This window comes from Aestuariimicrobium sp. G57 (genome assembly GCF_050110855.1).
GTDB lineage: Bacteria > Actinomycetota > Actinomycetes > Propionibacteriales > Propionibacteriaceae > Aestuariimicrobium.
The window spans coordinates 491095-511443 of record NZ_JBNINW010000003.1 but is presented as its reverse complement, the minus strand read 5'-3'; the positions used below and the strand labels follow the sequence as shown (position 1 = coordinate 511443).

At 66.8% G+C, this 20349-nt stretch carries 18 protein-coding genes and 1 tRNA gene; 7 read left to right on the top strand and 12 right to left on the bottom strand.

The window, feature by feature from the left end:
• Positions 1-24 precede the first annotated feature (24 nt).
• Together ACQCX5_RS09445 and ACQCX5_RS09440 are read left to right on the top strand one after the other, a co-directional pair.
• Complete coding sequence (locus tag ACQCX5_RS09445) at positions 25-891, top strand: sugar phosphate isomerase/epimerase family protein (RefSeq protein ID WP_434541775.1); 867 nt, start codon at positions 25-27, stop codon at positions 889-891.
• A 23-nt stretch (positions 892-914) separates the two neighbouring features.
• Positions 915-2096: a zinc-binding dehydrogenase gene (locus ACQCX5_RS09440; RefSeq protein ID WP_434541774.1), complete on the top strand. Its 1182-nt coding sequence runs from the start codon at positions 915-917 to the stop codon at positions 2094-2096.
• Positions 2097-2265: 169 nt separating this feature from the next.
• Here ACQCX5_RS09440 and iolC read toward each other — a convergent pair whose 3' ends face one another.
• Entirely contained in the window at positions 2266-3261 is a 996-nt protein-coding gene (gene iolC / locus ACQCX5_RS09435; RefSeq protein ID WP_434541773.1) for a 5-dehydro-2-deoxygluconokinase, read from the bottom strand.
• Positions 3262-3360: 99 nt separating this feature from the next.
• Positions 3361-4527 carry a nucleotide sugar dehydrogenase gene (locus ACQCX5_RS09430; RefSeq protein WP_434541772.1) on the bottom strand — a complete coding sequence of 389 codons (1167 nt, stop codon included), beginning with the start codon at positions 4525-4527 and terminating at the stop codon, positions 3361-3363.
• A 138-nt stretch (positions 4528-4665) separates the two neighbouring features.
• Between ACQCX5_RS09430 and ACQCX5_RS09425 the strand changes: the two genes are divergently transcribed.
• Together ACQCX5_RS09425 and ACQCX5_RS09420 are read left to right on the top strand one after the other, a co-directional pair.
• Positions 4666-5304 carry a hypothetical protein gene (locus ACQCX5_RS09425; protein ID WP_434541771.1) on the top strand — a complete coding sequence of 213 codons (639 nt, stop codon included), beginning with the start codon at positions 4666-4668 and terminating at the stop codon, positions 5302-5304.
• A gap of 598 nt (positions 5305-5902) precedes the next feature.
• Positions 5903-7948, top strand: coding sequence for a hypothetical protein (locus ACQCX5_RS09420; protein WP_434541770.1), 2046 nt, complete (start codon positions 5903-5905; stop codon positions 7946-7948).
• Positions 7949-8658: 710 nt separating this feature from the next.
• Here ACQCX5_RS09420 and ACQCX5_RS09415 read toward each other — a convergent pair.
• On the bottom strand, positions 8659-9486 hold the full coding sequence (locus ACQCX5_RS09415) for an aldo/keto reductase (RefSeq protein WP_434541769.1): 828 nt from the start codon (positions 9484-9486) through the stop codon (positions 8659-8661).
• 101 nt (positions 9487-9587) lie between these two features.
• On the opposite strand from ACQCX5_RS09415, the gene argS reads away from it, so the two are divergent.
• Positions 9588-11276 (top strand): arginine--tRNA ligase, encoded by a 1689-nt coding sequence (argS, locus tag ACQCX5_RS09410; protein ID WP_434541768.1) that lies wholly within the window; start codon positions 9588-9590, stop codon positions 11274-11276.
• Positions 11277-11340: 64 nt separating this feature from the next.
• Here argS and ppgK read toward each other — a convergent pair whose 3' ends face one another.
• Genes ppgK through ACQCX5_RS09390 form a run of 4 tightly spaced genes read right to left on the bottom strand, consistent with a single transcriptional unit; the run spans position 11341 to position 14875 of the window.
• Positions 11341-12210 (bottom strand): polyphosphate--glucose phosphotransferase, encoded by an 870-nt coding sequence (ppgK, locus tag ACQCX5_RS09405; protein WP_434541767.1) that lies wholly within the window; start codon positions 12208-12210, stop codon positions 11341-11343.
• Positions 12179-13678, bottom strand: coding sequence for a PH domain-containing protein (locus tag ACQCX5_RS09400; RefSeq protein ID WP_434541766.1), 1500 nt, complete (start codon positions 13676-13678; stop codon positions 12179-12181). The genes ppgK and ACQCX5_RS09400 overlap by 32 nt, the downstream gene beginning before the upstream one ends.
• Complete coding sequence (locus ACQCX5_RS09395; protein WP_434541765.1) at positions 13675-14175, bottom strand: PH domain-containing protein; 501 nt, start codon at positions 14173-14175, stop codon at positions 13675-13677. The genes ACQCX5_RS09400 and ACQCX5_RS09395 overlap by 4 nt, the downstream gene beginning before the upstream one ends.
• Positions 14176-14203: 28 nt before the next feature.
• Positions 14204-14875 carry a DUF1707 SHOCT-like domain-containing protein gene (locus tag ACQCX5_RS09390; RefSeq protein ID WP_434541764.1) on the bottom strand — a complete coding sequence of 224 codons (672 nt, stop codon included), beginning with the start codon at positions 14873-14875 and terminating at the stop codon, positions 14204-14206.
• Positions 14876-14970: 95 nt separating this feature from the next.
• On the opposite strand from ACQCX5_RS09390, the gene ACQCX5_RS09385 reads away from it, so the two are divergent.
• On the top strand, positions 14971-15387 hold the full coding sequence (locus ACQCX5_RS09385; protein ID WP_434541763.1) for an META domain-containing protein: 417 nt from the start codon (positions 14971-14973) through the stop codon (positions 15385-15387).
• Between the two features lies 1 nt (position 15388).
• Here the strand turns inward: ACQCX5_RS09385 and ACQCX5_RS09380 are convergent.
• The 4 genes from ACQCX5_RS09380 to ACQCX5_RS09365 all read right to left on the bottom strand — a co-directional run bounded on the left by ACQCX5_RS09380 (position 15389) and on the right by ACQCX5_RS09365 (position 17452).
• Positions 15389-15462 (bottom strand) — tRNA-Gly (locus tag ACQCX5_RS09380).
• 59 nt (positions 15463-15521) lie between these two features.
• On the bottom strand, positions 15522-16082 hold the full coding sequence (locus tag ACQCX5_RS09375) for a histidine phosphatase family protein (protein ID WP_434541762.1): 561 nt from the start codon (positions 16080-16082) through the stop codon (positions 15522-15524).
• A gap of 27 nt (positions 16083-16109) precedes the next feature.
• Positions 16110-16679, bottom strand: a complete 570-nt coding sequence (locus ACQCX5_RS09370) for a type II toxin-antitoxin system PemK/MazF family toxin (RefSeq protein WP_434541761.1) — start codon at positions 16677-16679, stop codon at positions 16110-16112.
• Positions 16680-16741: 62 nt separating this feature from the next.
• A complete protein-coding gene (locus tag ACQCX5_RS09365; protein WP_434541760.1) occupies positions 16742-17452 on the bottom strand; it encodes a hypothetical protein in 711 nt (236 codons plus the stop codon).
• 121 nt (positions 17453-17573) lie between these two features.
• Here ACQCX5_RS09365 and ACQCX5_RS09360 point away from each other — a divergent pair, with 121 nt between their 5' ends.
• Positions 17574-18302, top strand: a complete 729-nt coding sequence (locus ACQCX5_RS09360) for an HAD family hydrolase (protein WP_434541759.1) — start codon at positions 17574-17576, stop codon at positions 18300-18302.
• 410 nt (positions 18303-18712) lie between these two features.
• On the opposite strand, the gene ACQCX5_RS09355 is transcribed toward ACQCX5_RS09360, so the two are convergent.
• Positions 18713-20224 (bottom strand): acetyl-CoA hydrolase/transferase family protein, encoded by a 1512-nt coding sequence (locus ACQCX5_RS09355; protein ID WP_434541758.1) that lies wholly within the window; start codon positions 20222-20224, stop codon positions 18713-18715.
• Between the last annotated feature and the right edge of the window lie 125 nt (positions 20225-20349).

Below are 20349 nucleotides of genomic sequence, written 5' to 3'. Positions count from 1 at the left end.
AACAACCACCGAAAGGAAGACGTCATGGTCGACATCGCCCTGGATCCCAACATGTACTACCTGACCATGTCGGCCCCCGACTGCTTGCGCAAGGCGGCTGACCTGGGCTTCGAGTTCGTCGAACTCTCACCCCGCTCTGACTTCCACTTCTGGCACCACTACCCGAAGGCGGACGACGCCTACGTGGCAGAACTGAACCGGGCGCAGCGCGAGACGGGTGTCAAGATCCGCACGCTCAATCCGGTGTTCAACTGGTCGTCAGTGGACGAGGCAGAGCGCACCGCACAGGTGCGCAACTGGCGGCGCCTGCTCGAGCTGGCCGACCAATTGGATGTTCGCGAGATCACCTCGGAGTTCGCGGGCGACCCGAACACCCCGCGTGAGTGTGAGGCGCAGTGGTACCGCTCGATCGAAGAGCTGGCACCGACTTTCGAGCAGTACGGGATCCGCCTCAACATGGAGGCCCACCCCTATGACTTCGTCGAACTGCACGACGAGGCCTACAGCCTCGTCCGGGGTGTGAACGTCGACTGGATCGGCTACGAATACTGCTGCCCCCACACGTTCCACCTGTCCGATGGTGCCGGCGACGTGGAGCGGATGCTGCGTGACAGCGCGCCGAAGCTGCGTGAGGTGCACATGGCGGACGTGTTCAACCACCGTGCGAACGACGGCAACCGCTACATCATCAACCCCCCGGGGGTCGATGCTCGCGTGCACCAGCACAACGAGCTCGGCATGGGTGAGGTGCCCTGGGACGTCGTGTTCCAGACCCTGAGGGACATCAAGTTCGACGGAGTCATCTCCGTCTGCGTGTTCGGCTGGCACGAAAAGGCTGACGAGATCAACCGGCGAATGCTGGAGCGGATCACGCGAGAGCTGAAGGCCTGAGGGCCGGGACCGAAGGAGCAACCATGACCGCCATCGACAGCCACGAGACGACCACTCGAGACACGACCATCCCAGACACGACCATCCCCGAGACCATGCGGGCCGCCGTGCTGCGCAACCCCGGCGATGGTCTGCAGATCGAGACCCTGCGCACTCCACGCCCCAAGGCCGGCGAGGTGCTGATCAAGGTCTCCGCCTGCGGGATGTGCCATTCCGACCTGCACGTCATCGGCGGGGCCATAGCCTTCCCGATGCCCTGCGTCCTCGGCCACGAGGTCGCGGGCACGATCGTGGAACTGGGCCCGGACACCGGACACACCGGCCTCGAACTGGGCCAGAAGGTCGCCGGCGCATTCCTGATGCCCTGCGGGCAGTGCGAAGCCTGTTCGCGCGGCCACGACGAGCTCTGCGCGCCATTCTTCGAGCTGAACCGGCTCAAGGGGGTGCTCTACGACGGCACCACCAGGCTGGCCACCGAGGACGGGGACCCCGTTTACATGTACTCCATGGGCGGCCTGGCCGAATACGCGGTCATCCCCGCCACGTCCGTGGCCCCGCTGCCACAGAGCGTCGACGAGGTGACCTCGGCCATCCTCGGCTGCGCGGCCATGACGGCCTATGGCGCGGTGCGCCATGGCGCCGAACTGCATTTCGGTGAAACGGTGGCAGTGGTGGCCGTGGGTGGGGTGGGCAGCAACATCTGCCAGGTCGCCCGCGCCATGGGGGCCAGCCAGGTCATTGCCATCGACGTCAACGACGAGAAGCTCGCAGGCATGAGCCAGTTCGGTGCGACGGCCACCGTCAACTCCATGACCACTGATCCCCGCGAGCGCGTGTTCGAACTCACCGGCGGCCGAGGCGTCGACGTGGCATTCGAGGCGCTGGGCATTCCGGCCACCTGGAAGACCGCGCTCGACGTCCTGTCAGATGGCGGTCGCATGGTGCCCATCGGGCTTGGTGCGGGTGTGCAGACGGCCGAGGTCGAGATCAACCGCACGGTGCGCCGCAGCCAGAGCATTCGCGGCTCGTACGGCGCCCGCACCCGGGTCGACCTGCCGGCAGTGGTCCAGATGGCGGCCAACGGCCAGATCAACTACCAGGACCTGGTGACGCAGCGGTTCTCGCTGGCAGAGGCCGGCGAGGGCTACAGCCAACTCAAGGCGGGGCAGATAGTGGGCAGGGCAGTCGTGGACATGTCCCTGTAGGCACCCCCACCAACGAACAACGAAGGGACCCACCCGCTCGGGGTGGGTCCTTTCGTGCGCCATCTCGATATGTGTAGACATTTACCGGCCTGGGTCGAATGCAGAAACCAGAAGAAGTCGCACCTGGTGCGACTTCTTCTGGTGGTGCAGCTGGGTCGGCGCCCGCCGACTACTTGCCGAGCAGCACGTCCGTGTTGCCCGCAGCCACCACACGGTCGATCTCGTCAGGCGTCGGCATGGCCGTCGAACATTCCAGTCGCGAGGCGACGATGGCGCCGGCGGCGCTGGCCCGCTCGATCATGTCCTTCAGTGAGAGCCCGCGCAGCAGGCCGTCGACAATCGACCCGCCGAACGCGTCGCCGGCGCCGAGCCCGTTGACGGTCGTGGCCCGGGTGGGTGGCACCTCGACGCGCTCGTCCCTGCTCTTGGCGAGCGTGCCCTTCGGACCCTGCTTGACGATGGCCAACTCCACGCCACGCTCCAGCAGGGCATCAGCCGCACGATCCGGCACGGTCTCGCCCACGGCGACCTCGCACTCCTCGCGGTTGCCGACGGCGACCGTGGCGTACTTCAGCGCTTCGGCGTAGCGGTCCTGCGCGATGTGGCGCTCACGCCAGAACATCTCGCGCCAGTCGAGGTCAAAGACAGTGTGGCGGGCACGGTTGCGGTGCTCGAGGGCCACCATGTGCGTCCAGTAGCTTGGCTCCTGCGACAGCCCCGTGCCCGTGAACCAGAACAACCCCGCGTCAACGATGTCGCGCAGAGGGATGTCGTAGGGGCTGATCTCGAGGTCAGGGGCGCTCGGGCGCCGGTAGAAGTACAGCGGAAAGTTGTCGGGCGGGAAGATCTCGCAAAAGGTGATGGGCGTGAGCAAGCTCTTGGACGTCTCGACGTAATCGTCGCGCACGCCGAGCCGACGCATCTCGGTGCGCAGCCAACGGCCGAACGGGTCGTCGCCCACGGCGGTGACGGTCGCGACGTCGGGATTGCCCAGCCGCGCCGCGGCGACCGCGACGTTCGTGGAGCTGCCGCCCAGGAACTTGCCGAAGCTCTCGACTTCTTCGAGCCCGACTCCTGTCTGCAGCGGGTACAGGTCGACACCGATGCGACCCATGGTGATGACGTTGTTCTTGCGGACTTCGCTCTTGGAGACCTCGGTTGACACTGCTCCCCCTCAGGTGTGGGCATCGTTGCGCCAGTTGGCACCTTGCAACAAGCTAACCATATGTGAGGACAAATGTCCATGAGTAAGGACAAACCAGTGTCAGTCCCTGCTGAACAGGTCCCGCGTGTAGACCTTGTCCTTCACATCGAGCAGCTCCTGCGCCGGCCGGTTCGCGATGATCACATTGGCCCGGCGCTTGAACTCGTCCAGATCGCGCACGACCTCGGAGTGGAAGAACTCGTCATCGGCCAGCGCCGGCTCGTAGACGATCACCGGCACGCCCTTGGCCTTGATGCGCTTCATCACGCCCTGCACCGAGCTCTGGCGGAAGTTGTCGGACCCCGTCTTCATCGTGAGTCGGTAGATGCCGACCACCTCGGGGTTGCGCGAGAGCACATCGCTGGCGATGAAGTCCTTGCGGATCGAGTTCGAGTCGACCACCGCCTGGATCAGCGTCTGCGGCACCTGGTCGTAGTTGGCCAGCAGCTGCTTGGTGTCCTTGGGCAGGCAGTAGCCGCCGTAACCGAACGACGGGTTGTTGTAGTGCATGCCGATGCGGGGGTCGAGACCGACGCCCTCGATGATCTGCCCGGTGTCGAGCCCGAAGCGCGCGGCATAGGTGTCGAGCTCGTTGAAATAGGCCACCCGCAGCGCAAGGTAGGTGTTGGCAAACAGCTTGATCGCCTCGGCTTCGGTCGCGCCCGTGAACAGCACGGGGGTGTTCTCGTCCAAGGAGCCCTCGCGCAGCAACTCGGCGAACCGCTCGGCCCTGGGCCCGGTGCCGCCCACGACGATGCGTGAGGGGTGCAGGTTGTCGTACAGGGCGCGGCCCTCGCGCAGGAACTCGGGGCTGAACAGGATCTCGAGGTCGGGGTGCTCGGCCCGCTTCTGTTCGGTGAAGCCCACGGGGATCGTCGACTTGACCACGACGCAGGCCCCGGGGTTGGTCTCGGCCACCCCTGCGATCACCGAGTCGACGCTCGAGGTGTCGAAGAAGTTCGTCGTCTCGTCATAGTTCGTCGGGGTGGCGATGATGACGTAGTCGGCCTCGGCATAGGCGGTGGCGGCATCGGTGGTCGCCGTGAGGTCGAGCTCGCGGTGGGTCAGGTAGTCCTGCAGCTCGGCATCGACGATGGGGGAGTGGCGGTTGTTGACCTGGTCGACCCGCTCGGTGTTGACGTCGAGGGCGACGACGGGGTGGTGCTGTGCGAGCAGGACGGCATTGGCGAGGCCCACGTACCCGAGGCCGACGACGGCAATCTTCATGGGCCCCACAGTAGTGGTCGGTGGCGATCGTGCTGTTGACGCGCCAATGCCTCGTCCACGCCTGCGCCGATGGCGGCAACCGACACCGTTCTCGGCCCTTCTGTTCAGGTGCCGTGCGACGCGGGCTAGCGTAGAGGTATGCCCACTCCGATCACACCCGTGGGTGACACCACGCTGCATCGCTACACCGTGCGACCGCGGCACATGCCGCAGTGGCACGACCAGTTCATCCAATCCGTGGGGCTGCGCGCCAGCCACGGCTTCACGACCCATCGCGTCTTTGTCGAGACCGATGCCGAGCCCAAGGTGAGCTGGCTCTACTCCCACCCGAATGCCGACGAGGCCGAGCGTGAACTGCGCGCAGACCCCCGCTACCAGAAGATCGAGGACGCGCTCGCGCCGCATGTCTTCAAGAATTGCAATATCCGCCCCGTTGAAGTGCTGGCCATGACCCACGCGGCGCCCACTGAACTCGACGGCGAGGACGGTCGCATCGCCGTCATGCGCCGGTACAGCCTGGTCGGGGACATCGACGAGTTCCTGCAGGTCTGGAACGCCATCGTGCCGGTACGCCACCGCCACGGGTTCAGGTGCCTGTTCGCCGTGCTCGACCGGCCCATGCAGAAGTTCACGTGGGCCATCGACTTCCAGGGCCAGTGGCAGGAGTTCACCGAGGGTCAGCGGGCGTATTACCGGGACCCTGAACGGGTCGAACTGCGCCGGGTCTTCGACTACATGGCCGATTACAACCTGCACCCGGCGACGATGATGATCTGAGGTGGGGGCGGCTGGCGCCAGCCGTCGGACGAGGCATGTGGGTGGCCGTTCACCAGCCCACGCTCGTCCACGAAGTTGCAGAAGTGGCACCAGCGCCACGTCTGCGCCCGGAATCAGCGCCAGCGCATGCGCAAGCGGCACGTGTGTCAGTTGTGCAGGTTCAGTACGGTGTGGCGGCCCCCGGACGAGCATGTGCGCGGCGTTTCACCAGCTCGGGCTCGTCCAGAATATTGCGGAACTGGCGCCGGTGCGGCGAGTGCGCCCGGAATCAGCGCCAGCGCATGCGCAAGCGGCACCCGTGTCAGTTGTGCAGGTTCAGCACGCCGCAGCCGTCGCCGCACGAGCATGTCCGCGGCGCTTCACCAGCCCTGGCTCGTCCAGAATCTTGCAGAACTGGCACCAGCGCCACGTTCGCGCCCGGAACCAGCGCAATCACCTGCACAAGCGGCACCCATGTCACTTGTGCAGGTTCAGCGCGCCTGCAGCCGACACCACCCGCGCCCACAGCCCCCACTGAGCGATTCTTCCCAAGCCGTCGATCGCAGATAACGTTTGCTCTACGGTGAGGGAAACCCAACCCTCCAACCGGGAGACTCCGATGAAGCTGTCATCCCTGCGATCCCCGCTCAGCCGACTGGCCCTGGCCGCCGCCATCGGACTGGCCCTGGTCGCACCGCTCGCACCCGCCACCGCCCATGCCGCACCACCGCGCACCATCACCCCCGTGACCCTGCCCGTCGCCGACCACGGGGTCATTCCGCTGACGGCCACCACTGTCGCCGGGGCCGCGACTGGTCACATGCCCGACGGCAGCCCACGCACCTGGGCTGTCGTCAGCGGCAACCCCGCATACCTCGCGCAGATCAACCCCCTCACCGCCGAGGTGATCAAGACCTACCCGATGCCCGGTGCCAGCGGTGCCTGGGGTGTCGAACTCGCCGACGACGGCACGGTGTGGGCGGCCAGTTACGTCAACGGCAACCTGTACTACCTCGCCCCGGGCGCCGACCAGGTTGTCAACGCCGGACGACCGCACCCCTACACGAGCTTCCTGTGGCAGGTCGACACCGATGCCAACGGCATCGCCTACACCGGCACCTTCCAGGGCTACACACCCGGCAGCTCAGTCGCCCCCGCCCGGCTGGGTGCCTACAACCGCGCCACCGGGCAGTGGCGTGACTACGGCACCTTCGGTGACCAGTACACCTACCTGCGCTCGACCGCTGTGGTCGGCAATACCGTCTATGTCGGCACCGGTACGACGGCCGCATTCTTCGCCGTCGACATCACCACGGGCGCCAAGACCCAGATCCCGCTGCCTGCAGGCCGTGACAATTGTCAGTTCACCTATGAGCTCGCCACCTCGGGCACCGACCTGTGGGTGCGTTTCGAATGCACCAAGGTCAACATCGGCTACGTCTACGACACGGTCGCCAAGACTTGGAAGCAGGGTCCTTTCGAACCCAACTATGTTGACCAGCGCGTGGGACGCGATGGCGCTGGCAACACCTGGTTCATCAGCGACTCCAGCTTGTACAAGTCCACGCCCGCTGGCCAGGTGACCCGGATGGCGCCGGCCGTCGGCTCCAAGGGCATCGGCGTCATCAATGACGGCGGCACCGAGTACGTCATCGGCATGTACCTCAACGTGCTCGATCGTTACAACACCGCCACGGGCGAGTCGACCCAGGTCAACCTGAACCTGCCGGGCACATCCACCGACCCACGCTCGTCGGTGCTCGGCCCGGACGGACGCCTGCACTTCGGTGGTTACCTGTCCGGCGGGCTCGCCAGCTATGACACCGGCGCCGGTACCTGGCAGTTCCAGGCCGCACTCGGCCAGACCGAGGGCTTCGCGACCGTCGGCAACACCCTCTACGCCGGTCGTTACCCCGGCGCCAAGGTGCTGGCCATTGACCCGACCAAGCCCCTCGGGTCGGGCAACCCCTCCGAGGTGTTCAACCTGACCGCAGAGAACCAGGACCGCCCGTTCGCGCTGGCCGACGCCGGTGGCCTCGTCGCCGTCGGCACGGTGCCCGGCTACGGCAGCCTGCAGGGCGCGCTGGCGATCCACAACCCGAAGACGGGCGCCACCGACAAGTACCTCAACCTCATCGCCGACCATTCCATTACAGCGCTCGCCTACAGCAAGGGTGTGCTCTACGGGGGCACCTCGGTCTACGGTGGCAATGGCATCACGCCCGTCCACACCAATGCCCGGGTGTTTGCCTTCGACATGGCCACACGCACCCTGCTGTGGAACGTCGAGGTCGAGGGTCAGGGCCAAGTCACTTCCCTGGCGGTGACACCCGGCAACCAGCTGTGGGCCGGCACCAAGGGGACGCTGCACTCACTCGACACCAGGACCGGTGCCGAGTCGGTGATGTACGAGATCGCCCCATTCGACTGGTCGAAGTTCCCCGGTGGCACCTGGACGGCTACCTCACTGGCTTACGACAAGGACGTCAACCGGCTCTATGGCATCGTGGGCGGCAAGATCATCAGCCTGCAGCCGACCGGAGACCACCAGCTCAAGGTGCTCAATGGTGCCTCGGGCAGCAAGCTCGTGCTCGGCAACGACCACCGCGCCTACTGGGTGTCGGGCCAGCGGCTGAACAGCGTCGACTGGCGCCAGCTGCTGTAGCAGCCGCTTGCCAACCTGATGGACGAGCGAACGCCGCCGCCGGTGTCAGACGGGCGGCGGCGTTCGGCGGTGTGTGGCTGTCGGCGGAATACATGCCCAGATACAACTTCTTCGGCCGCGTCCGCGCGATCAGGGCGAAGAACTTGCTCGGGCGCGAGTTCTTCGGGTTGGTCGCCGTCGGACGAGCATCCGCTCGGCCGTTCATCAGCACAGGCTCGTCCACGAACTTGCAGAAGTGGCACCAGCGTCACGTTCGCGCCCTGACTCAGCGCAATCACCTGCACAAGCGGCACCCGTGTCAGTTGTGCAGGTTCCACGCCGCAGCCGTCGTCGGACGAGGCATGTGCGCGGCCCTTCACCAGCTCGGTCTCGTCCAGAATCTTGCAGAAGTGGCACCCGTGCCACGAGTGCGTCCGGAATCAGCGCCAGCGCATGCGCAAGCGGCACCCGTGTCAGTTGTGCAGGTTCAGCACGCCGCAGCCGTCGCCGGACGAGCATGTCCGCGGCGCTTCACCAGCCCTGGCTCGTCCAGAATCTTGCAGAACTGGCACCAGCGCCATGTCTGCGCCCGGAACCAGCGCAATCACCTGCACAAGCGGCACCCTTGTCACTTGTGCAGGGTTGACCCCCGGCCGCGGGCCCCCACAACAACGCAAAACGCCGCCGCCGGTTCACACCAGCGGCGGCGCTCACTTGTCCGACCAACAAAATCAGGCCTGCGTCAGCGGGTCCCCGCCCTGACGGTTGCCCGCATCCAGACCGCTCAGCAGCTCGACCTGCTCGGCCGACAGCTCCACCCCGAACACGTCGAAGTTCTCCGCAATCCGACTCGGCGTGACCGACTTCGGGATCACGATGTCACCCGTCTGCAGGTGCCAACGGATGATCACCTGCGCCGGCGACAGCCCGGTCTGCTCCGCAACCTGCTTCACCGCCGGCAGGTCGAGGTCGCTGGGGTCACGCTGGTTGCCCAACGGGCTCCAGGCCTCGAGCGCGATGCCACGCGCCTTCAGCTCGCCAAAGAGCTCGGCCCGGTTGAACGACGGGTGCCGCTCGACCTGGTTCAGGCTCGGCACGGCACCGTTCAGCTTGTCGAGGTGCTCGGGGTTGAAGTTGCTGACGCCGATCGAACGGGTCAGGCCCTCGGCCCTGAACTGCTGCAGGGCATCCCAGGCCTCGATGTAGTCATCGCCGTACTTGGCGGTGGCCGGCCAGTGGATCAGGTACAGGTCGAGGTGGTCGAGGCCCAGCTTGGTCAGCGTGGTCTCAATGGCCTCGCGGGCATCAGCGGCCTTGTGCTTGTCGTTCCACAGCTTCGAGGTGACGAACACCTCGTCGCGGGTGATCCCCGACTGCTTCAGCGCCTCGCCCACGCCCTCTTCGTTGCGATAGACGGCGGCGGTGTCGATGTGGCGGTAGCCGGTCTCGAGGGCCGTCAGCACGGGCGCGACCACCTCGTCATTCGGCACCCGCCACACGCCGTAGCCGAGCTGGGGAATCTGCACGCCGTCGTTCAGCGTCACCTGGGGCACAGTCATGTGTCACCTTTCAGAGTGCTTGGTTGCGCCCACCACCCTATGCCGCCGGCGGGCGCCCACGCGTGGCGGACCACCCCGTGCCCCGTGGAAGAATGGCCCCCATGTCGTCTTCTGCGTCGCCGTCACCATCGTCGCCCGCCACCTCGCTGCCGGCCCAGCTCACCGCGCGTGTGCAGGCCGTCACCGGCATCGACCCCGAGATGCGCCCGGCCACCAAGCCGCAGTTCGGGCATTTCCAGTCGAACGTGGCGATGCGTCTGGCCAAGTCAGCGGGACGACCGCCGCGCGAGGTTGCCGCCGATCTGGTGGCGCAGCTCGCCCTCGATGACCTGTGCGAGCCCCTCGAGATCGCCGGGCCCGGGTTCATCAACTTCCGCATCAAGGCCGAGGTGCTGGCGACCACTGCGGCCGCGCTGATCCCCGACGAGCACGCCGGCATCGTCCCCAGCGCTGACCCGCAGCGGGTCGTCATCGACTATTCGGCACCCAACGTCGCCAAGCAGATGCACGTGGGCCACCTGCGCTCGACGATCATCGGGGACTGCTTCAACCGGGTGCTCAGCGCGCTCGGCCACACCGTGATCCCGCAGAACCACATCGGCGACTGGGGGCGTCAGTTCGGCATGCTGGTCGAACAGATCCTGGACGAGGACCTCGACCCCGACACGCTCGACCTCGAGGGGGCCGAACAGCTCTACCAGCGCGCGAACGCCCACCTGAAGGCCGATGAGGACTTCGCGACGGCCTCCCGCGACCGGGTCGTGAAGCTGCAGGCCGGCGACCCCGAGACGACCGCCATCTGGCGCAAGCTGATCAACGTGTCGCTGGCAGGCTTCAACGCCACCTATGCCCGCCTCAACGTGCTGCTCACCGACGCCGACGTGGCGGGGGAGTCCACCTACAACGACGACCTGCCGATCATCTGCGACGACCTCGAGTCGCGCGGCATCGCGCAGGTCGACGACGGCGCCCTGGTGGTGTTCGTCGAGGGCTCGCAGACCCCGGCGATCATCCGCAACCAGCGCGGTGGCTACGGCTACACCGCCACCGACCTCGCCGCGATCCGGCACCGCGTCGGCGACCTGGAATCCGACCGCATCATCTATGTCGTGGGTTCGCCGCAGCAGTTCCACTTCGAGCAGGTCTTCGCGATTGCCCGCCGCGCGGGTTACCTGCCCGACGAGGTGGCGGCGCAGTTCGTCGGTTTCGGCCAGGTGCTCGGCGCCGACGGCAAGAAGTTCTCGACCCGTGAGGGCACCGCGGTGCCGTTGAACGAACTGCTGGACGAGGCCAACACCCACGCCGCGCCGAACATTGCCCTGGCGGCCATCAAGTACGCCGACCTGTCGAGTGGCCTGCAGAAGGACTACACCTTCGACGCCGAACGGATGGTGCAGACCACCGGCGACACCGGCCCCTACCTGCAGTACGCCCACGCGCGCATCAACCAGATCCTGCGCAAGGCCGAGGCCGAGGCCGACGAGGCAGGCACGCCCGCCCCGGGTCAGGCCATCACAGTGCTTGACGAGCCCGCCGAGCAGCAGCTGGCCCTGCTGTTGTCGCGCTTCGGTGAGGTCGTGGCCGAGGTCGGCGACTCGCTGGCCCCGCACAAGCTGTGCAACTACCTCTATGAGCTGGCCGGGGCCTATTCGACGTTCTACGAGCACTGCCCCGTGCTGCGCAGCGAGGGCGAGGTGCGCGAGTCACGGCTCGGGTTGTGCCGCGCGGCCAAGAAGGTGCTGGGCCAGGGCTTGTACCTGCTCGGCATCGATGCCCCCGAACGCATGTGACCACCCGCACCTGCCCACCGCAAGTGCGCGGATCAGGGCAGGTGCGCGGATCGCTCCCGCGCTGCTACTTCTTCTTGATCCTCTTCACGTCGTCGGCGACCCCGGCATAGTTCTGCAGGATGGTGGGCGCCACGTCGGGTCGTTCCAGGCGGTCGTGCGCCATCCAGGCGGCGCCGATGATGCCCGCCTTGTTGCGCAGCTGCGCCGGCACCATCGGGGTGTGCAGCTTCAGCTTGGGCATGAACTTCTCGTAGTCCTTGCTGACGCCGCCGCCGACCACGAACAGGTCGGGCCAGAACAGCATCTCGATGAACTCGTAGTAGCGCTGCAGCCGCACCGCCCACTCCGAATAGCTGAGGCCCTCCTTGTCCTTGATCGAGCTGGCCGCCTTCGATTCGGCGTCATGGCCGTCGAGCTCGACATGGCCCAGCTCGGTGTTGGGCACCAGTTGACCGTTCACGATCAGCGCCGAGCCGATCCCGGTGCCGAGGGTGGTCAGGATCACCAACCCGTTGACGCCCTTCGCGGCACCGAACTGCACCTCGGCCACGCCCGCGGCGTCCGCGTCGTTGACCAGGGTGATCGGGCGTCCGAGCTTGTCCTGCAGGAATTCGTCGGCCTGCAGCCCGTGCCATTCCTGGTCGAGGTTCGCGATGAAGGGCACCTTGCCATGCACGACCGGTGCCGGGATCGTGAGCCCGATGGGCCCATCACCGATGGTGTCGCTGAAGTGGTCGATGATCTCTGCCACGACCTTGGCGACGTTCTTGGGGGTGGATTTGGAGGGGGTGTCGATGCGCAACCGTTCCGCTGCGAAATCGCCCACCTCGAGGTCGACCGGTGCACCCTTGATGCCAGAACCGCCGACGTCAATGCCCAACACATGGTTCATGGGGTGAAGCCTAGGGCAGATGCGAGCCCGGTGTGACAGCACCGTGGGTGAACTGGTCGGGTGTCATGGACGACTGCTGCGGCTCATGTGCCGGACGGGTGCTGAGCGTGCGGCCAGTGAGGGCGCGGCGTTCACGCACCGCCCTGGCGAGCCCGGGCTGCACCTCGACCAGGCGCCGCGCGTCGGCCTCGTCCAGATGTTTGACCAGCAACGACACCGGGCCGCTGACCATGTCGATGTCGATCGTTGCGAGCCGCAACCTGCGGTCGAGGGGCCCCTGGTGGGCTGTCACCGCCTGGGCGCGGGAATGGTCGGCCACGTTGACGCGGCGGGCCAGACGGCCGGTGCGGCTGATGGCGAGGTCATCGGTCAACGCCCAGCCGTGGCCCTTGCGGGCCCACCACAGAAACCACTTCGCGCGTTCGGGCACGGGGTGCAGCGGCACCGCGGCGATGTCGACGCCGGGCCAGATCTCGTTGACCACCAGCATCGCCTCGTCCCAGGAACCGATGGCGAGCGCGACGTCCGAGGAGTCGTCCTCGTCGAGGCCCGCCTTGCCGAGCACGGTCATGCGCACGCGCCACCAGCCGAACGGGCGCCACAGCATCGACTGCTCGAACCTGAACCCGTGCACCCGGTCGAAAGGCACGTTGCTGGTCGACAGGTCGGTCAGTCCGTGGCTGACGCGCAGTCCGTGCCCATCGGTCTCGACGCGGAACCGCCATTCCTTGACCACGCGGTTGAGCACATAGGTGCCGATGGGCACGAGCACCACCAGCGCGAAGCCGATGTTCAGCTCGAATGAATCGCCGGTCAGCTGGCGCAGCCCCAGAAAGATCGCCAGGCCCACCAGGGTGCCGAAGAACTCACCCGAGGTGAAGGCGGCGCCGACGAGCCGCCTCGGCGGCACCTGCACCACCAGCCGGCGGGGTGCCTCGTGGTCGGCCAGGTCGTCGCCGCCGTGCATGATCTCGTGGCGCAGGAACCCCGCGGTGGTCGGCGTGGCTGCGGGTGGCTGCTGGGGCGGGGGCAGCTGCTCGCCGGCCGCGGTCCGCTTGGCCTCGACGGCGCGGGCCAGCAGCACATGGCGCAGGTTCTCGGCGTCATGCCGGGTCAGGTAACTGAGCTTCTGCCCACCCTCACCGCCCACGTCGATGTGCAGCCGGCACAACCCCAGGAAGCGGGCAGCCAACGGCTGGTGGATCTCGACGGACTGGATGCGGCGGTAGAGCACCTGGGTGTTCTGGTGGACGATGAACCGCTTCTCGAGGGTCAGCCCGGCTTCGTCGAGGCGGTAGCGGGTGAAGTACCAGTCGACGAACGCCAACCCGATGACCACCAGCAGCACGGGCACACCGATGATCGCGATGATGCCCCAGCCGCGCACGTCGGGCAGTTGTCCGCCCTGCTCGATGATGTCGCGTCCAACGAAGAAGGCGATGCCGACCAGCCCGATCCACGACGAGACCAGCGGTGACAGGGGGTGGGTGCGCTGCCCGGGGTCGGTCACAGTCCCGCGGCCTGGGTCTCGCCGAGCTTCGCGAGTGACTCACGCAGGCGTGCTGCCTCGTCCGCGGTCACCCCGGGAATGATGACGTCGCGACCAGCAGTCTTGAGCTCGACATTGGCCAAGCCGTAGCGGCGCAGCAGTGGCCCGGCGCTGACCTCGACCACCTGCATGCGGCCATAGGGCACCACGACCAGTTGCTTGAACAGCAGTCCGTGGGTGACATACAGGTCGGTGTCGCGTTCGGCATAGGCCCAGGTGCGCGCGGTGCGCCGCACCGCCCACAACCGCCACGAGAGGAAGACGACCCAGAACAGCCCGATCAGTGCCGGTACCCACCACGGCGCCCAGATGATCGTCGGCACCAGTGACGCGATGATGAAGAGGGGCCAACCGAGGAACAGCGAGATCGTCTCGACGGTCACAAACTTCGGTGAGACTGGCGTCCAGCGTTCGGTGGGCGGTGCGAACAGGGCGTCGGGCTGTGTGGGGGCAGTCATGGTGTGGCTCACCCTAGCGGTCTGGTGTTCAGCCCTTCTTCTTGCGGCCGAGCAGCTTGTCGCCGAAGGTTTGGTATTCCGGGCCACGCACCGAAACGTCCGACAGCACGATCGTGCCGGTCAGGGTCAGGGTGGCGACCGGATTGGGGCTCTCGGTACCGAAACCCTTCATGGTCGACTCACCCAGCACAGGGTTGATCTTGTTCACCACACGCACGCCCTCGGGCACGATCACCTTGACGTCGGCCAGGAAGGAATTGACCGTCAGGTGCAGCGACGGGCTTTCGAGCACGGCCTTGCGCAGGTCGAGGGTGACATCACCCAGGAAGGCGTTGACGCTCGTATTGGCGTGCATGCGCCACAGGTCGGTGCGCTTGGAATCGCCCAGGATCACGCTGATCTGGTCGGTGTCACTCGCCGGGTTCGTGGTGTCCAGCACGGCGTGCTGCCCGTCGGGGCGGTTGCCCTGCGACGATTCGTACTGCGTGGTCACCGCGCCCAGCACCAGGTCGCGCGTCAGCGGTGCCAGGTCGTTGAACGTGCGGGCGGCATTCACCTGGCCCAGACGCTCATCCAGTTCGTCCTTCGACAGCCTGCCGTCGACATAGGCAGTGTTGAGCACCTCTTCGACCAGTTGCCGGTCGGCATCGGAGGCGCGCATGCTGCCGCGGTCGATCTGGGGACGGATCAGGTCTGACATGTGTCCAGACTAGGTAACCAGCGCGGCTTTGCGAAGGGTTCGGCGGTCAGATCAGGGACGAGTGGGGGATGGGACCGGGAACCTACACTCGAAGCATGACCCCGACGCGGTTGTCAACGGTGCCGGCACTGATCGTGGTGCTGGTGGTGGCGTTCGGGCTGGCGGGCTGCAGCACGACCCAGCAGCTCGAATCCCAGTGGACGGCCGAGGGCAGTTCACAGGGCCTGCCCCCGCGGGGTGTGACGCTGGTGGTCGACGGCGACCGCATCAGCGGCTCGGACGGCTGCAACGCCTACTTCGGCAAGCTGTCTGTGCAGGACTTCTCGGGCACGACGGGCCGGCTGGTCGTGGGTGATGTCACCTCGACGCTGATCGGGTGCCCTGCCGAGGTGCAGCAGGTGGCGGACTGGTTCATGCGGCTGCTGCATGATCGTCCGACCTTCGTGGTGGACGGCAATCGGCTGACGCTGCGGGCCGACGACGGCCGTGAACTGGTGCTCGTCCGGGCATGAATGGAGCGGGCGACGGGAATCGAACCCGCGTGTCCAGCTTGGGAAGCTGGCGCTCTACCATTGAGCTACGCCCGCATGCGAGCACCCACCATAGCGCAGGTGATCGTCTGTGCTCGAACCGGGTCACCCCCGGTTCATGCGTTCCAGCGGACGATTGCCGGTGACTCCTTCTCATAGCCCAGCACGCACACTGCCCCGGTCGTGAGCGGGAATGACTGGCCCCGGGCCACGTCGATGCCCAGCCAGCACAGCGCCAGCACGCGCGAGGCGTGTCCATGGCTGAAGCAAATGGCCTTGTCAACACCTGATTCACGCACCCTGGCCACGACCTTGGTCATGCGGTCGATGATCTGGGTGCGGGTCTCGCCGTGGGGCAGTTCGTGGGTCCAGATGCGCCAGCCGGGCACCTGCTCGCGGATCTGCTTCGACGTCATGCCCTCGTAGTCGCCGTAGAACCATTCGGCCAGGTTCTCGTCCACCTCGGCGTCGCCGAAACCTGCCAGCTCTGCCGTGCGCCGGGCGCGCAGCCGGGGGCTGCTCAGCACCAGCCCGAAGTCGCCGCGGTCGAGCTTCTCGCGCACCGCGCTGGCCTCGGCGACGCCGTCGTCGGTCAGGTCCAGGTCGGTGATCGAGGTGTGCTGGCCAGACTTGCTCCAGGCCGTTTCGCCATGGCGCACGATGTACAGATCGGTCATGGCGGCCAGCCTAGGGACTGGCGGGCGTCATGACCGGCGATGCGCCTTCACAGCCCGTTCAACATTGCTGAAGATTTCCGGGCTGACCTTGTCGCCGATGCGGCGCACCCGGGCGGGGTTGACGCGCACGATCCGGTCGACGCGGGCCTCGCTCGGGCGGCCTTGCTTGTCCCAGGCGCCGGTGCCGATGTCGACCCAGTAACGCCCGGCGCCGGCCTCCTGGGCGGCGTCGCGGTCATGGTCCTTCGACGTCAAGGGCAGGCCCAGCAGCCAGTCGCCGTCGCGGCCGATCAGCAGCACGGGACGATCCTTGCCCCTGCCGTGATCCTCTTCGAAAGGGACCCAGGTCCACACGACCTCGCCGGGGTCGGGCAGCGCTCCCGGGTTCGGGGCATAGGTCATCTCGAACCGGCCGCTGAAGTCGCCGGGGTAGTCGTCGTGCAGTTCGGGCGGTTGCCTGCGGCTGCTGGGACGCGGTGCGCGTCCACCCTGGCGGGTCGAGGCCCGGCGCGTCGGCCGGTCTCGCAGTTTCTGGTCGAGGGCATCACCGATCGCCTGCTTGAGGGCGTTGGTGAGGATGCTGCGCCAGGATGCCATGGCCGACACCCTAGAACATGCGGGGCAGGGCAGGGGGCAGCGGCGCGTGCGGGGCCGTCACGTCAGTCCTGGGAGTAGCGCGGCAGTCGTCCGTAGTTCACCCGTGTGAAGATCTTGCGCTCGCGGGGTTCATCGGCGCGGAACCGGGCCCACTGGTCGAAGTAACGACCGACGGGCTTGAGCCAGAGCACGGCGGCGCCCAGCACGGCCAGTGGGATCGCGGGCAGGGCCCAGTTGTTGAGCAGAATGGTGAGCGCAGAGAGCACTGCGGCGACGATGCCGGCGATGCGGCTCCAGCGGTGACCGTTCCAGGCCTGGAAGGCTGCCAGCGCAGGGGCCGCGACGACAACACAGACGATGAGTGCGACCACGGACACCCACACGATCGACTGCCAAGACCCCGGTCGGGGGTCGAGCCAGCCCATCAGCCGCGCCGAGGTCGTGAAGTGTTCGATGTTGATGGCGTCCCACCAGAACTTCGCAAATCCCAGCGCACCGGCGACCGAGCTGGCATAGAGCAGGCCGGCGCCGATGAGCATCACGGGCTCGCGGCGCGGCTGACCGGTTGACTCGCTGAGTGGCAGCGGGGGTTCGAGTTCGTCGATGGGCGGCAGGGTCGCGATGACCTTCTTGCCGTCGGGACCGATGGGCAGCTGGGGGTGGTGCGGTGCGGGTTGCTGGGCGTACTGCTGGGTGGGTTGCTGCAGCGGCGGCGGGTACGGCAGGCCCGGTGCGCTCGGCGTCGACCCGGCCGGGGCCCCTGGCTCGCTCATCGGCAACCTTCCCTTCGTGGCGCGCGCGTCGAACGTGCCCTGTCGTGAGTCTACCTACGCCTCGTCCACCCGGGCGTGGACGCTGGTCCGGGGCCCCCGCGAACGCTTATAGCCTGAGGACGTGAACCAGTCGAGCAGTCCCCACCCGAAGGGTGTCACCATCGACCAGCAGGTCGACCCCGCGCTGGCGCCGACGACCGTGCCCCTCACGGCCCCCCGCTGGACCGCCGTCATCTTCGACCTGGACGGCACGCTCGTGAACACGCTCGAGCTGATCGTCGCGGCGTTCCAGCATGCGCACCGCGAAGTGCTCGACGACCATGTCGACCCCGAGCAGGCGAAGTCCTGGATGGGGCGATCGCTGCTCGACATCTTCGGCGACTCCCCGGACGCCGAGGGCCTGCTCAATGCGTACAACGAGTTCAACGCCGCCAACCTCGAGACGCTGCAGACCAGCTATGACGGGGTGGCTGACCTGTTGCGCGACCTGTCCGGTGCGGGCGTGAAGGTCGGCATCGTGACCTCGAAGGACCGCACCAGCGCCGTTCGCAGCGTCAACGCCGCCGGGTTGGCGGGGCTGGTCGAGTTGACCACCACCGCCGAAGAGACGGTGCTGCACAAGCCGCACCCCGACCCGATCCAGCATGCGCAGCGCAAGCTCGACGCCACCGACGAGACCTGCGTCTACGTCGGCGATGCCATCTGGGACATCCGTGCCGGCGCTGCGGCGGGCATCGACCAGATCGGTGTCGCGTGGGGTGCGAGCGGCGAGGACGCCCTGGCTGCGGAGAACCCGAGCCACGGCGTGGTGAACAGCGTGCGCGAACTGCGCGAGCTGCTGCTGGGCTGAGCCGGTGGGGGGAGCCGCGGGGCATTCCGCGTAAGGCTGCGCCGGCCAGCGCCTCCTCACTTGGCTTGCGCAACTTGACTTGGCTTGTGCTGTCAGGGCAAGCCAAGTCGAGTTACGCAAGCCAAGTGGTGGTTGGACGAGCCTCGCGACCTGCAGAGTGTGCGCTGGTGACCGAAATGCAGCTCATTCAGCCCGCACGGCCTGCATTTCGTGCGCTGGTGACGCAAGTGCAGCTCATCCAGCCCGCACGGCCTGCATTCCGCGCCCTGATGACGGGAATGCAGCCCGATCAGCCCGCACCCCCCGCCAGCTACCGCACATGCCGCACCTGGCCTCGTCCAACCACCGCACAACACCAGCGGCCCCCGGTGAACCACCCGGGGGCCGCTGACCAGATGATCAGCGCGACGTCAGCGCATCGAGCCCTCTTCGAGGTACTTGGTGTGCCAGCTGAGCGCCGTGCGCAGGTCGTGCGGCGTGTGGTGGCCGTTGGCGACCTTCTCGGCGTGGGCGACGTAGTCCTTGAGCGCTTCCTTGTAATCGGGGTGCGCGCAGTTCTCGATGATCACTTTGGCGCGCTGACGCGGGGCCAGGCCACGCAGGTCGGCCAGACCCTGCTCGGTGATGACCACGTCGGTGTCGTGCTCGGTGTGGTCGACGTGGTTGACCATCGGCACGATGCACGAGATCGCCCCACCCTTGGCGGTCGACGGGGTGACGAACGCCGCCATGTAGCCGTTGCGGGTGAAGTCGCCTGAACCGCCGATGCCGTTCTGCATGCGCGAACCCATGACGTGGGTCGAGTTCACGTTGCCGTAGATGTCGGCCTCGATGAGCCCGTTGCAGGCGATGACGCCCATGCGCCGGATCAACTCCGGGTGGTTTGACACATCCTGCGGGCGCAGGATGATCAGGTCGCGGTACTTCTTGGCATCGTCGTTGACCTTGTTGGCGTAGTCGGGCGACAGTGAGAAGGCGGTCGCCGAGGCGACGGCCAGCTTGCCCGAGTCGAGCAGGTCGACCATGCCGTCCTGGATCACCTCGGTGTAGCTGGTGATCTGCTCGAACGGTCCCTCGAGCAGGCCAGCCAGCACCGCGTTGGCGATGTTGCCCACGCCCGACTGCAGCGGCAGCAGGTTCTTGGGGATGCGGCCCCGCTTGACCTCGTCGCCGAGGAAGTCGAGGAAGTGGCCCGCGATGGCCTTCGAGTCGGCGTCGAGCGGCTTGAACGGCGAGTTGCGGTCGCTGGCGTCGGTCTTGATGACGGCGATGACCTTCTCGGGGTCGATGCGCAGGGTCTTCTGGCCGATGCGGTCGCTCGGCTTGGTGAGCGGGATGGGCTTGCGGTTCGGGGGCAGCGCGCCGATCTCGTAGTAGACGTCGTGCATGCCGAACAGGTCGATCGACTGCCACTCGTTCACCTCGAGGATGACCTTGTCGGCGTACTCGATGAAGGTGCGGTTGTTGCCGATGGACGACGAGGGGATCAGCTCGCCGTCCTCAGTGATGGCGGTGACCTCGATGACGGCCACGTCGAGCTTGCCGTAGAAGCCCTGCGAGACCTGGGGGCTGATGTGCGACAGGTGCATGTCCTGGTAGTACGAGACACCGGAGTTGATGGCATTGCGCATCTCGGGGTCGGACTGGTAGGGCATGCGGAAGCTGATGCCACCGGTCTCGGCCAGCGCGCCGTCCAGCTCGGGTGCGGTCGAGGCACCGGTCCAGACGCCCACCTTGAACTCCTCACCGCGGGCATGCGCCTCGGTGATCACCTCGGCCAGCGCCACCGGGAAGGCCTTCGGGTAGCCGGCCCCGGTGAACCCGCTGAAGCCCAGGTTCATGCCGTTCTTGATCAGCCCGGCCGCTTCGTGGGCCGACATGATCTTTGAGCGGAAGTGCTCTTGGGCGATCCGTTCTGACATCGCTTTCCTCCTTGAAAGGTCATCTTGGCCGCAACCGACTTGCGATGCCGGCACGGGCTCATGGGGCTGAGGCTACCGTGCCCCGCTGACATTGCGGCGGCTCGGGGTCCCGCTTGGACGAACTG